This is a genomic window from Enteractinococcus helveticum (assembly GCF_020742345.1).
Taxonomy (GTDB): domain Bacteria; phylum Actinomycetota; class Actinomycetes; order Actinomycetales; family Micrococcaceae; genus Yaniella; species Yaniella helvetica_A.
Genome location: NZ_DYXC01000058.1, coordinates 56640 through 68926, shown reverse-complemented (window position 1 = coordinate 68926; position 12287 = coordinate 56640). Strand labels below are relative to the sequence as shown.

The window sequence follows — 12287 nt, the reverse complement described above, 5'->3', positions numbered from 1 at the left end:
GAATTTCTGGGTGCCAGTTCATGGTGTACCTCCTCCTCGTTGAGGGGCAGAGCCCTTCGGCCATAACATATTGTGACGAAAGCCACAATGTAGCGACAGCCTAGCTTTCGTTATCGGTCTATGCAATAGGGTCCAATCCCCTGGTCTCCCTTGCCGTGAACTGGCACCTGGGCTAGCGTGAAACTACATCAAGAGTTGTGAAACAAATCACTCAAATTTTTCGGTTTCGAAGTGGGTTTACGCTCTTGTCGCAAGTGAGACCAGGAGGCGGCATGCCGAATCGGTTATTACTCAAGGCTGCACACAGCAAACAGCTTGAATCCTTCACCACGCGCAATCGTTTCACCCGCCCGGTGGTGCACCGGTATGTGGCCGGCTATACGGTGCAAGATGCTTGGAAGATTGCAGCAGCGCTCAAAACTGACGGCATTAATGTCAGCCTGGATTTTTTGGGCGAGTCCGTTGAAGAGCTTTCTCAGGTGCCAGATGCGATCCGTGAATATCGCACAGCGATGGAGCATTTGGCCGAGGTATCCCCCGGGGCGACCATTTCAGTGAAACTTTCGCAACTGGGCGTGCTACTTGATCCACAGCAGTGTGCACAGCATCTCGAGGACCTCCTACATACCGCAGCTGAATACAATATCGGCGTCGAATTGGATATGGAACACAGCAGTGCAGGCCGACCCACCTTAGAGATTTTTCGGCAATTTTTGCCACGGTTTCCGCGGTTGCGTCAGGCATTTCAGTCCTATTTGCGCTCCACGTTGGCCGATTTGGCGTCCTTCCACGACGTACAACCCTGTATCCGGTTGGTCAAAGGCGCATTTGATGAACCAGTGACGTTAGCATTCCAGGACGCCGCCGAAGTAACCAACCAGTATAAGTACCTGTCTGCCTGGGCGCTGCAGCATCTTCCAGATCCAGCATTTGGTACCCACGATGAAAGCTGTATCAGCTACGTGATCTATCTGGCCAAAGAATTGAACATTGCGCCGTCGGATTTTGAATTTCAAATGCTCTACGGCATCCGACATGACCGACAACGCGAACTCGCCCAGCAGGGCTACCGAGTTCGAGTGTATCTACCCTATGGGACCCAGTGGTACCCGTATCTGATGCGGCGGATGGCAGAACGTCCGGCAAATCTTATGCTCTTCTTGCGCTCGGCGATTGGCAAATAACTGGCTGCGTGGTGTCACCCAGGCGGCCGAAAGGAGCAGGCTATGTGGCCTCGTGTCAGCATGACCGGAAACTTCCGGGTCCCCAAGCCCGTCAATGAACCACCCTTAGACTATGCACCGGGTTCGGCCGAAGCCAAAGCGGTCACAGCACGGATTGCTGAACTGTCCGAGCAAGTATGGCAACTGCCGCATGTCATCGCCGGGCAACGGGTGATGAGCGACATCACCACCCCGGTGGTGCCACCGCATGATCACCAACGAGTCATCGCACAATTATCAACCGCAACCCAGGCTCTTGTCACGGATGCCATTGAGGCTGCCCTAGCAGTGCGGGAGCGGTGGGCGGCCACCCCGTGGTGGGATCGGGCTGCAATATTCTTACGTGCAGCAGACCTGGCCGCTGGAAAATATCGCACCGAGTTAGTCTCCACCACAATGCTGGGCCAGTCGAAAACCTTTCACCAGGCCGAAATTGATGCGTCGTGTGAGACCGCAGATTTTTTCCGATACAACGCCTATAACGCACAGCGGATCTATACCGACCAGCCCCAGGCGCTGCAGGGCGAGACCAGCTATGTGGATCAGCGCCCCCTGGAGGGATTCGTTCTGGCCATGACGCCGTTCAACTTCACCGCCATAGCTTCCAACCTTCCCACCACGGCGGCACTGATGGGCAATGTGGTGGTGTGGAAACCATCAGAAAAATCGGCCTATAGCAACGCGGTGCTCATAGACTTGCTCGAAGAAGCCGGCCTGCCGCCGGGGGTCATTAACCTTGTCCACGGCTCAGGCCAGTTGGTGTCCGATGTCGCCATGGCCCACCGGGATTTCGCCGGGCTGTCATTTACCGGATCTGCCCGGGTGTTTCGAGACCTGTGGCAAAAGGCGGGCAATGCTATCCACGCTCAGCGTGCCTTCCCACGGCTGGTCGGAGAAACCGGCGGCAAGAACGCCGTCGTCGTCCACCCCTCTGCCGATGCCACTGCCGTGCGCGTAGCACTGATTCGTGGTGCCTTTGAGTATCAAGGACAAAAATGTTCCGCCGCATCCAGAGCCTATCTGCCCAGAACACTGTGGGAGCAGCTCAAGGACGAACTGGTAACCATCACCGAGTCATTGACCGTTGGGGACGTGGCCCGCCACGAAACATTTCTGGGTGCGGTCATTGATCAGGCCGCCCTGCAACGACTGCAACGTGTCATCGAAGAAGCCCAAGCCTCCGACACCCACCAGGTGTTGGCTGGCGGAAGCGTCGACGATACCACCGGTTGGTTTGTGCGCCCCACAATCCTCCAAACCACGGACCCGCATGCCACTAGCCTGCGCGACGAGTTTTTCGGTCCACTACTCACCGTCTACGTATATGACGACGACGAGTGGGCCCAGACCTTAGAGTTGGTGGATTCCGCAACGGATTATGCGCTGACGCTAGCAATCTTTGCCCGCGACCAACTGGCCATCGCCCAAGCATTAGACCGGTTGCGCTATGCAGCGGGCATGACGTACATCAACGATAAGCCCACCGGAGCGCTCATGGGACAGGTGTCCTTTGGTGGGGCACGCGCATCCGGCACCAACGATAAAACGGGTTCCCGCTTGGCGCTGCAGCGGTGGATCAGTGGCCGGTTTATTCGCGAAAACTACTCCCCTGCTTTAGATTGGCGTTATCCGTACCTGCGCGAGTAATGCCTGCAATGGCTGCTAGCAACGACTATGGTAGCTGCGATAGCCCCCACCAGGGCACTACGCGACAGTGAAAGGCAGCAATGACCATATCCCAGGATGACCCGTGCCCGTGTGGCACCGAAAGATTATTCCAACACTGTTGTCAACCTTTGCTCACAGGTGCAGCAGCCCCGGAAACAGCCGAGGCATTGATGCGCTCGCGGTATACGGCTTTTGTTGTGGGAGATGACGCCTATCTGGCGGCCAGTTGGCATTCAGCCACGCGTCCGGAGGATCCGTCGGCGCCAACAGGCATCGACTGGCGGCGGCTGCGCATCCGGGACACAGTTGCTGGCGGCCCAACCGATCAAACCGGTGAGGTCGAGTTCGTCGCACACTTCCGTTCTGCCCAGGGCACCCGAGATTTCTTGCACGAACGTTCCCGGTTTGCCCGCGAAGCTGGCCGCTGGGTCTATGTGGACGGAGAGCTTTTCTAACCGGGCACCTTTACAATAGCTTCATGAGCAATGTGCATGTCATAGGTACCGGCGGTACGATCGCGTCCCGGGCTGACGTCGGTGGTTCAGTGGTCGCGGACTCAGCCGACGAGGTGTTAGATACCACTGGCCTGGACACCACGGTCACCACCGAAGACGTGTTACATATCAACTCCTTCCATCTCACGTTTGCTGATCTGTTGAAAGTCCGTGCCGCCGTCGCACAAGCGACCCAGGACCCGAATATCGACGGGGTAGTCATTACCCACGGCACCGACACCATGGAAGAAACCGGGTTCTTTTTATCCCTGCTGCACGACTCTGAAAAACCGGTTGTGCTCACCGGTGCCCAATACGCCGCCGATCTACCAAATACCGACGGCCCAGAAAATCTGCGACAGGCCATCCTGGCTGCGGGATCTGCTGAACTGCGTGGCGCCGGCGTCGTCGTGGGTTTTAACTCGCAATTTCATGCTGCCCGGGGCACCCGCAAACACCACACGCTGGCCACCTCGACCTTTTGGGGCGGCACGCTGATCGCGGAGTTTTATCACCACCAGGTTACCCGCCTCGCTTCCCCGGTAACCTACCCGGCGCTCGATGAGCCCACCGATCGTTTTGCCGATCTCAACATCCCTGTTATTGACGCTGCGCCGTCCACGGATGCGACCTTATTTTATGCGGCCCTGGAACACGGCGTCGACGGGGTGGTGCTGCAGGGTGTCGGCGCTGGCAATGCCCCACCTGCATTCACCCAGGCCGTGAAAACCGCAGTGGATGCCGGGATCCCGGTCGTATTGTCCACCCGGGTGCCCAGTGGCCCGGTGGCACCCATCTATGGCAATGGTGGAGCGGTTACATTATTGGGTGCAGGGGCGATGAGTGCTCATCAACTCAACACGTATCAGGCGCGCATTCTGCTGGGCGTATTAGTGGCTCAAGCCCTGCCGGATGAAGCACTGCGCGCTCAGTTCGCTAATCAAACTCGCTAAGGAACACGATGAATACTGCTCAACAACAGCTCAAGATCGTCGATCATCTCAAGGCGCTGACCGTGTCCAATAAACCGGTTGTGGTGGTCACGGGGGCCACCGGCGGTATTGGCCGGGCAATCGTGGAAGAACTCGTTGGCGACTATGCGATTGTGGCGCAGGGACGTGACGAGGCCCGATTATTGACCCTGTCGCGGTTGGGTGAGGAAATTTATCCGGTACAGTGTGATCTGGTCAACACCGAAGAGTTTGATACCACCTTCGGGCTGTTACCGCGTGTCGACGCCCTGCTCAATGTCGCTGCTATTGCACCTCGGGTAGCCTTCGACCACGCCACTGCGGCCATCTGGTCTGAAGTCATGCATCTCAATGTCACCGTGCCATCCGAACTGACCCGCACACTGTTGCCCCAGCTGCAGGAATCCACCGGAACCGTGGTGTTCTTGGGGTCGGGCGCCTCGCGGACGACGTCGCCAAATAACGTCGTCTATGCGGCGTCAAAGCATGCGCTGCAGGCACTGGCCGATGGGGTTCGCCTGCGCACCGAGGCCGATCGGATGCGAGTAGCCACGATCGCGCCGGGTTATGTGGATACCCCGATGATTGCTTGGGACGACGATTATCCGCTGATCCTGCCCGAGACGCTCATCAAGCCCTCAACGGTGGCCCGAACCGTTCGGCACGTGATCGAAGCACCCTCGGATACCCAAATCACCGAGGTCTGGATTCGCCCCCGAACCGAGGCCTAAGAAAAACCTTGGCCTGGCATCTGGCACGCCGATCAGTCGCAGATCTATTGCACTCTGGAGCAACAAGGGCTGTTGACTCACGGCCGAACATGACGGCTCCACGATCGGTTCTAACCCCTACCGGCGTAGAGCGGGTTGTGTGCCGGATCCACACCTTCACCCTCGCGCACCGGACCCGGGGCGCTGCCGTCACCAAACGGCGAGCCACCCAGGTCTTCGCGGCCGTGGCGGCTCAGCCACTGGGTCAGTACCGGACCCTTGGGCACAATGCCAGTGGGGTTGATGTCACGGTGGACAATGTAGTAATGGTCTTTGATCTGTTGGAAGTCCACGGTGTCGCCAAAGCCAGGGGTTTGGAACAAATCACGTGCGTAGGCCCACAGTGCCGGGAATTCGATGAGTTTATGACGGTTGCATTTGAAGTGACCATGATAAGCGGGATCAAAACGCACCAGCGTGGTGAATAAGCGAACATCGGCTTCAGTGATGTGCTCGCCCATCAGATAACGTCGGGTGGTCAAACGTTCTTCGAGCCAGTCCAGTGCGGTAAACAGTCGATCAAAAGCGTCGTCGTAGGCTTCTTGTGAGCCGGCAAATCCGGCGCGGTAGACACCATTATTCACCTCGGTGAATATGCGTTTGATGACGTCGAACATCTCATCGAGATGCTCTTCGGGTAGCAGATTCGGTGCGCCGTCGCGGTGGAATGCGGTCCATTCGGTGGAAAAGTCCAGGGTGATCTGCGGGTAATCATTGGTGACCACACCGCCGGTTGGAATATCTACCATGGCCGGTACGGTGATGCCGCGGGGATACTCCGGGAAGCGGGTGAAGTAGTTCTGTTGCAGTCGTTGAGTTCCCAGCACCGGATCGACGCCGTTGGGATCCAGATCAAAAGTCCAGGAGTTGGCATCGTGGGTGGGGCCCGGGGTGCCCAGGGAAATAGCGTCTTCTAATCCCAGCAGTCGGCGAACAATGATGGTGCGGTTGGCCCACGGACATGCGCGGGCAGCAACCAGATGGTAGCGGCCGGCTTCGACCGGCCAGGCTTCAGCACCTTGAGTCAGGCCGGTGGTGAGTGTTCCGATGGTGTTGTATTCATAATGGTCGGCGACCCGATGGGCTTCAGGGTCGGCAACAATGCGGTCATTGATGTAGTTTGTATCGCGAGTAAAGGGTTTGCCGGGTGTGGAGTATCCAGAATTGGTCGAAGAGTCCATAGACTTCAATATATGAGTCAATCCAGTACCGTGGCTAGTAGCCAATTCACAACCCGAATAACCCAGGACAATCCCTCCGGGATGACGCTGAGCGGCACCAACACCTATATCATCGCCGCGCCCGGGGCGGATACGGCGGTGATCGTAGACCCTGGTTTCGCTATCGGCTCCGCAGAACACGCCGATGCGGTCAGTAAAGTGCTGGGCGATCGCGCAGTTGATGCCATATTGATTACCCACCATCATCTGGACCACACAGGTGCCCTTCCAACATTTCTTGAGCGTTTTGCGGCTCCGGTTCGGGCAGCCGATGAACAATGGTGTCAAGATGCGCTGCCCCTGGTTGATGGCGAAGTCCTCACCGGTGGTGGAACCCGGATCCGGGCGGTGGCCACCCCGGGTCATACCTCAGATTCCATGTCATTTTTTATTCCCGAGGACAATGCCGCACCGCATCCTGGTGGCACCGTGCTGACCGGGGACACGATCCTGGGCGAAGGCACCACAATGCTGGACTACCCTGACGGCACACTTGCCGAATACTTTGAGTCGCTGGCCACCTTGGCGGCGCTGGAAGGTGCCGGGCGTCAGGTTGCTGTACTGCCGGCCCATGGTCCAACCCTTGCTTCGGTCGCGCGAACCGCACAAGAATATCGTGAGCACCGGTTAGAACGCGTCGAGCAAGTGCGTGAGCTGATCACCGGGCTGCCTCCCATTTTGACGCCGGTGGACTGGGAATCGGTGGTCGTCCACGATCTGTCGATGCGCTTATATCCTAATCTGCCCGATGTGGTTCGCGGGCCGGCCATGAAGACTCTGGCAGCAACTCTGGACTATTTACTTCGCACCTCCAAGGATTAATACATGACCATTATTGTCGGATACACCGAGTCAGAACCGTCACGAGCAGCCCTGAATTTCGGGTTAGACCTCGCCGAGAAACTCTCCATGAAGGTGGTCGTCGTCAATGCTGGCCCGGGTGCCGAGCGGCGCTCCGAATCAGAATTGACTCAGGCTGAAACCGAGCAGCTAGAACACTACTTGTCGCGCTTTAGTGTGCCTACGGAATTACGCAAATATTCTCGGGGCCGTTCGACCGCCGATGAGTTTAAAGACGTCGTCGCCGAGCTCAACCCCTATGCGGTGGTTATCGGAGCGGCAAAGCGTTCTGGGTTTTCCAAATTCATGATGGGATCCGTTGCCGATGAACTGCTGCGCGAATTGCCCGTTGCCGTCATATCGGTGAAGGTCCCCGAAACCTCTGTGACAAAGCGTGACAAGAACGAAAAGGGGTAGGTATGCAACTGGTTGTTCAACGTGGAGACATTACAACCGTTGAGGTTGATGCAATCGTCAATGCGGCCAACTCCACATTATTGGGTGGCGGTGGTGTAGACGGCGCCATCCACCGTGCCGGCGGACCCGAAATCCTCGAGGCAACCAAAGCGCTGCGCGCCTCCGAGCTGCCCGATGGCCTGCCAACCGGTGACGCCGTGGCCACCACGGCCGGTAAACTGCCCGCCCGCTGGGTTATTCACACTGTGGGTCCGGTCTATGCAAAAACCAAGGATCGTCGTCACCTGCTGGTCAGCTGCTACCGGCGCTGCCTGGAAGTCGCGGAGGAACTTGGCGCCAACTCGGTTGCCTTTCCTACCATCTCCGCCGGGGTCTACGGGTGGCCCCACGATGACGCCGTAGCCGTAGCGGTTGACACCGTAGGTTCGATGGCCTCGGCGGTTGCTATAGAAAAGGTCGTATTTGTGCCGTTTTCCGAAAAGCTGGAAACGCTGTATAACGACCACCTTGCCAAAGAATTCTAATTAGTCATCTGCACGACGACGGCGTTCTTCGTCGGGAAGGTGTTCGTCGTCATCATGATGGTCTTGGTCTACCGCATCGAGTTCGCTGGTGTTCTGTGCACGGCTACGGTAGGCCTCTTCACCGGGGCCTGCCATATCGGCACTGCGCTCAATGGCCGACACTGAGCCGGTGTACATCGACCCATCCTCGGAAGGTTTGGTCAGCGGCACCGATGAGGTATCCGGTCCGGTGGGGACCAGATCCTCGTGCGACGTTGGCCGTTTGATCGTCGGAATCGAACCGAGTTCAACCGGCGGTTCGGCCTTATACCGTTGCACTCGATCATGGTCAACGCTTGGTACCGAGTTCATATCCCAGCGGCTACTGCGATGTGCTGCTGGCTCCTTGACACGTTTGCGTGCACTAGGCTCACGTTCGGGATGCTGGTCAGCTACCTCAGCGGCAGGCACCGCTGTGCTGGGTTCTGGCGGGGCCTGTTGGACACGCAGGATATTCATCGCATGCGGATGTTCCTCAGAGATGAACTTGATAAAGTCCTCGCGCACCAGGCACTGCAAATCCCACAGCTCACCGGCGTTGCGAGCAGATACGGCCACGCGCAAGGTCGCACGATCATTGGCAATATCTAGCACCTGAATCTTCGCGTCACGGCCATCCCACAGATCCGAGGACTCCACCAGCGCGCGCAACCGGGCACGCAACGCGTCAACCGGTACCCGCCAGTCGACTTGGAAGTCGATCCCAGCAGAGATCTCGGTCCCCACGCGCGTGTAATTCTCAAACGGCGTGGTGGTGAAGTACGACGACGGATAAATGATGCGCCGTCCATCCCAAATTTTCAGGACCACATAGGACATGGTGATGTCTTCGATGGTGCCGTAGTAATCGTCCATTACGACGACGTCGCCCACGCGAATCGCATCGGTAAAGGCCAATTGCATACCGGCAAAAACGTTGGTCAAAGTGGTCTGGACCGCCAGTGCTGCGACCACCGAAATCAAACCGGCCGAGGCCAACAGACCGGCACCCAGAGCGCGAACCTGTGGAATCGCTAGCAAGATGGCCGCGATGGCTATCACGATAATGATCGCGTGTAAGACGCGCTTAATGAGCTGCATCTGGGTCTTGATGCGCCGTCCGCGACGATCTTCGGTGGTGACCTCGTCGTAGCGAACTTCAACACGATACTCGACCACATTCACAACGCGCAGCGCTAACCAGGCGAAGCCAGATGCCGCGCCGATCAATAATAAAAATGCCAGCAGCGTATACATGGCGATGTCGCGGCCGGACAGTTCCAGTCCGATACGAGCTCCCAGGAACGCCATGGCAGTGAAGGAGGGTACCAGCAGTATTTTCAGATGCGATAAAAAACGTTTGCGGGTGCGTAAGAAGAATCGCACCATCAGCGCCACCACGGCGGTGAGTATGAGCCCGGCAAGTATCCCGATGGCAATATTCAGTGAAACGCCAAAAATCGGGCCCAGCGATTCGATATTTTCTAATGCCGAGTTCTGTACATCTTCCGGGACAGCTTCTTCCATATTGGGCAGTGAAGGCACCTCGGTCGGCTCAGCCGGGGCCTCTTGGGTTTCTAGTCGCAACATAGGCTCCATTCTGACAACGAGATCTGAACTAAACCTGGAAACCGCTAGACTAACAGGCATGCTTCACATCACCGATTTGCGCAACACGACCTACGATCCAGCAACCGTGATGCCGCGGGCAAAACTGGAAATTTCTGATGCCTCAGCCATCGTGGAACCCATCATTGACAAGGTCAAAAACGGTGGTGCCGAAGCTGTACTGGAGTTGACCGAACAATTCGATAGGGTTCGCCCTGCAAGCCTCAGGGTACCGGTGGCAGCCCTCGACCAGGCACTGATCGAGCTGGATAACAGTGTTCGCGCAGCGCTGGAAGAATCCATCCGCCGTGCCCGTGCCGTGCACGCCGCCCAGTTGCCACCGAATTCTGTTGTGCCGCTCGGTGACGGAGCCGCAGTAGAAAACCATTGGGTTCCCATCCAACGTGTCGGCCTGTATGTGCCGGGTGGTCGGGCCGTATACCCGTCGTCGGTCATTATGAATGTCGTACCGGCCCAAGCCGCAGGAGTACCCGGGATTGCGGTTACGTCTCCCCCACAGGCCGATTTCAACGGTCTGCCCCACCCCACGATTTTGGCCGCATGCAAATTATTAGGAATCGAAGAAGTTTATGCCACCGGTGGCGCTCAAGCCATTGCAATGTTGGCGCTAGGCGTTGATGATGCCCACGGCAATCAAGTCTGCGCCCCCGTGGACCTGATCACCGGGCCGGGAAATGTTTACGTCGCTGCAGCAAAACAGGCGTTCTTCGGTCAGGTCGGTATCGATGCGGTTGCCGGACCCTCAGAAATTCTGGTGTTGGCTGACCAGACCGCCAATCCAGCCTGGGTTGCCGCCGATCTTATCTCCCAGTCGGAACACGACCCATTAGCGGCCTCAGTGCTGGTGACGCCTTCAATGGATTTGGCAAAATCCGTGGTCGCCGAGATCGAGGCGCAGGTTCCTGGTGCCGTATTAGAAGATCAGATTCGCGAGGCTCTGACCGGACAGCAGTCAGGCGCCTTGGTGGTTGACACCATGGATGACGCCATTGCGGTCACCAACGCCATTGCCACCGAGCACCTGGAAATCCAGACGGCGGATAATGATGCCGTATTAGCTAACATTACCCACGCCGGGGCGATCTTCCTGGGGCCCTACGCTCCGGTACCGCTGGGTGATTATTCGGCAGGCTCCAACCACGTGTTGCCGACCTCAGGTACCGCACGCTTCTCGTCGGGGCTCAACACCGTTTCCTTCTTGCGGTTGCAACAGCGCATTCGCTATGAGGAAACCGGTCTGCAATCGGTTTCAGGGGGCATTCAAACCCTGGCAGCATCGGAAGGTTTGCATGCCCACGCTGCAGCAATCGCTCAGCGATTTAACGGAATGTGACAACGTATATTGTCGCTGCCGCCCGAAATAGGTTAGTCTATTCTGCAGAATCACGAGTTCTTACCGTATCGTAGCCCTGGCTGGTAAGACGGCAACCCTCCCACGTTGTAGTGGGGTGCCCCAGGTGATGATTCGGCCTCACGGAATACCCCGTGTCGGGCAAGTACAGCGTTCGAGCGCATATTCGGGCGCAAAATTTTGAAGGCATGATTGTGACAACTACTGTGCAAGCTCACCTGCAGTCCACTACTCAACTTTCCAATGACCTCTCCCCGCTGGCGCTGCGCGGCGCTTTTGGACAATTTCCTTCCGGTGTTGCCGCACTTGCTGCTTATACCCAGGACGGCGTAGCGCAGGGCATGGTCGCCTCCTCATTCACCGTTGGTGTTTCCTTAGAACCCCCGTTGGTATCTGTTGCCGTGCAAAATACCTCGACCACCTGGCCACTGCTGCGTGAAACCAACCGCATCGGCGTTTCCATCCTTGGGGAAGGTCAAGGCGCGATTGCCCGTCAGATGGCGGCCAAAGGTAGCGATCGCTTTGCCGGTCTCAACATCGAAACGAATAACGGTGCGATCTTCGTCGCTGAATCAGCACTGTGGTTGGAAACCTCGATCTATAATGAATTCCCAGCAGGCGACCACGCAGTAGCACTGCTTGAGGTACATAACCTGGCTGATTTCACCGACGTGCACGAACCATTGGTCTTCCACAAATCCCAGTTCCGTAATATTCGAGACCACTAGCTTTGGATCGTATGGATTTTGTTCGCGTTGACATTTGGTTGCATTCAGTTCGGTTATTCAAAACCCGTTCCGCTGCCAATACCGCGGTCAAAGGCGGCAAAATTAAGATCGATGGAGAACCGGTCAAACCCTCCCATAAGTTGCGGATAGGACAGACCGTGACATTTCGGGAGCCTGGGCGTGAGCGCATTATTGAAGTCACTGGGCTCATCAATAAACGCGTCGGTTATCCAATCGCCGTCAAACAATACAAGGATCATTCCCCAGAGCCTGTTGCACGCCATCTATTAGCCGTGCCTCGGCGTGAGCGTGGGGCCGGCAGACCGACTAAAAAACAACGTCGCGAACTGGATCGACTACGCGGATACACCAACCGATAAGACGTACAGGAACTTCCCAGCTAACGTTCGGACAATTTAAAACAAGGTTCCTTA

13 protein-coding genes and 1 riboswitch are annotated in these 12287 nt (G+C 57.1%); of the genes, 11 read left to right on the top strand and 2 right to left on the bottom strand.

The features are described from left to right. The first annotated feature begins 272 nt into the window (after positions 1 to 272). The 5 genes from K8V32_RS04495 (at position 273) to K8V32_RS04475 (ending at position 5087) form a co-directional block, all read left to right on the top strand. Positions 273 to 1184, top strand: coding sequence for a proline dehydrogenase family protein (locus tag K8V32_RS04495; RefSeq protein WP_303903523.1), 912 nt, complete (start codon positions 273 to 275; stop codon positions 1182 to 1184). A gap of 42 nt (positions 1185 to 1226) precedes the next feature. Further along, positions 1227 to 2870 carry an L-glutamate gamma-semialdehyde dehydrogenase gene (pruA, locus tag K8V32_RS04490; RefSeq protein WP_303903521.1) on the top strand — a complete coding sequence of 548 codons (1644 nt, stop codon included), beginning with the start codon at positions 1227 to 1229 and terminating at the stop codon, positions 2868 to 2870. An 80-nt stretch (positions 2871 to 2950) separates the two neighbouring features. Then, the gene (locus K8V32_RS04485) at positions 2951 to 3346 is read left to right on the top strand and encodes a YchJ family protein (RefSeq protein ID WP_303903518.1); all 396 of its coding nucleotides are present in this window, start codon (positions 2951 to 2953) and stop codon (positions 3344 to 3346) included. A gap of 23 nt (positions 3347 to 3369) precedes the next feature. Then, entirely contained in the window at positions 3370 to 4338 is a 969-nt protein-coding gene (locus K8V32_RS04480; protein WP_303903515.1) for an asparaginase, read from the top strand. 8 nt (positions 4339 to 4346) lie between these two features. Continuing rightward, positions 4347 to 5087 carry an SDR family NAD(P)-dependent oxidoreductase gene (locus K8V32_RS04475; RefSeq protein WP_303903511.1) on the top strand — a complete coding sequence of 247 codons (741 nt, stop codon included), beginning with the start codon at positions 4347 to 4349 and terminating at the stop codon, positions 5085 to 5087. Positions 5088 to 5197: 110 nt separating this feature from the next. Here the strand turns inward: K8V32_RS04475 and K8V32_RS04470 are convergent, their stop codons facing one another. Further along, complete coding sequence (locus K8V32_RS04470; RefSeq protein WP_303903507.1) at positions 5198 to 6307, bottom strand: glutathione S-transferase family protein; 1110 nt, start codon at positions 6305 to 6307, stop codon at positions 5198 to 5200. Positions 6308 to 6319: 12 nt separating this feature from the next. On the opposite strand from K8V32_RS04470, the gene K8V32_RS04465 reads away from it, so the two are divergent. The 3 genes from K8V32_RS04465 to K8V32_RS04455 are packed head-to-tail and all read left to right on the top strand — an operon-like array spanning position 6320 to position 8127. After that, on the top strand, positions 6320 to 7168 hold the full coding sequence (locus tag K8V32_RS04465; RefSeq protein ID WP_303903504.1) for an MBL fold metallo-hydrolase: 849 nt from the start codon (positions 6320 to 6322) through the stop codon (positions 7166 to 7168). A gap of 3 nt (positions 7169 to 7171) precedes the next feature. Then, the gene (locus tag K8V32_RS04460; RefSeq protein ID WP_303903500.1) at positions 7172 to 7603 is read left to right on the top strand and encodes a universal stress protein; all 432 of its coding nucleotides are present in this window, start codon (positions 7172 to 7174) and stop codon (positions 7601 to 7603) included. A 2-nt stretch (positions 7604 to 7605) separates the two neighbouring features. Then, on the top strand, positions 7606 to 8127 hold the full coding sequence (locus K8V32_RS04455; RefSeq protein WP_303903496.1) for an O-acetyl-ADP-ribose deacetylase: 522 nt from the start codon (positions 7606 to 7608) through the stop codon (positions 8125 to 8127). Here the strand turns inward: K8V32_RS04455 and K8V32_RS04450 are convergent, their stop codons facing one another. After that, positions 8128 to 9735, bottom strand: coding sequence for a mechanosensitive ion channel domain-containing protein (locus tag K8V32_RS04450; RefSeq protein WP_303903493.1), 1608 nt, complete (start codon positions 9733 to 9735; stop codon positions 8128 to 8130). 58 nt (positions 9736 to 9793) lie between these two features. Between K8V32_RS04450 and hisD the strand changes: the two genes are divergently transcribed. The 3 genes from hisD (at position 9794) to hslR (ending at position 12233) form a co-directional block, all read left to right on the top strand. Then, positions 9794 to 11107, top strand: coding sequence for a histidinol dehydrogenase (gene hisD / locus K8V32_RS04445; protein ID WP_303903490.1), 1314 nt, complete (start codon positions 9794 to 9796; stop codon positions 11105 to 11107). Between the two features lie 48 nt (positions 11108 to 11155). After that, positions 11156 to 11279, top strand: a riboswitch (SAM riboswitch). A gap of 40 nt (positions 11280 to 11319) precedes the next feature. Then, positions 11320 to 11853, top strand: a complete 534-nt coding sequence (locus K8V32_RS04440) for a flavin reductase family protein (protein ID WP_303903487.1) — start codon at positions 11320 to 11322, stop codon at positions 11851 to 11853. Positions 11854 to 11864: 11 nt separating this feature from the next. Next, entirely contained in the window at positions 11865 to 12233 is a 369-nt protein-coding gene (gene hslR, locus K8V32_RS04435) for an Hsp15 family ribosome-associated heat shock protein (protein ID WP_303903484.1), read from the top strand. Positions 12234 to 12287: the final 54 nt, after the last annotated feature.

Coding starts and splice junctions, on each gene's coding strand:
- K8V32_RS04495 (WP_303903523.1), top strand. CDS start 273: ATGCCGAATCGGTTATTACTCAAGGCTGCACACAGCAAACAGCTTGAA.
- pruA (WP_303903521.1), top strand. CDS start 1,227: ATGTGGCCTCGTGTCAGCATGACCGGAAACTTCCGGGTCCCCAAGCCC.
- K8V32_RS04485 (WP_303903518.1), top strand. CDS start 2,951: ATGACCATATCCCAGGATGACCCGTGCCCGTGTGGCACCGAAAGATTA.
- K8V32_RS04480 (WP_303903515.1), top strand. CDS start 3,370: ATGAGCAATGTGCATGTCATAGGTACCGGCGGTACGATCGCGTCCCGG.
- K8V32_RS04475 (WP_303903511.1), top strand. CDS start 4,347: ATGAATACTGCTCAACAACAGCTCAAGATCGTCGATCATCTCAAGGCG.
- K8V32_RS04470 (WP_303903507.1), bottom strand. CDS start 6,307: ATGGACTCTTCGACCAATTCTGGATACTCCACACCCGGCAAACCCTTT.
- K8V32_RS04465 (WP_303903504.1), top strand. CDS start 6,320: ATGAGTCAATCCAGTACCGTGGCTAGTAGCCAATTCACAACCCGAATA.
- K8V32_RS04460 (WP_303903500.1), top strand. CDS start 7,172: ATGACCATTATTGTCGGATACACCGAGTCAGAACCGTCACGAGCAGCC.
- K8V32_RS04455 (WP_303903496.1), top strand. CDS start 7,606: ATGCAACTGGTTGTTCAACGTGGAGACATTACAACCGTTGAGGTTGAT.
- K8V32_RS04450 (WP_303903493.1), bottom strand. CDS start 9,735: ATGTTGCGACTAGAAACCCAAGAGGCCCCGGCTGAGCCGACCGAGGTG.
- hisD (WP_303903490.1), top strand. CDS start 9,794: ATGCTTCACATCACCGATTTGCGCAACACGACCTACGATCCAGCAACC.
- hslR (WP_303903484.1), top strand. CDS start 11,865: ATGGATTTTGTTCGCGTTGACATTTGGTTGCATTCAGTTCGGTTATTC.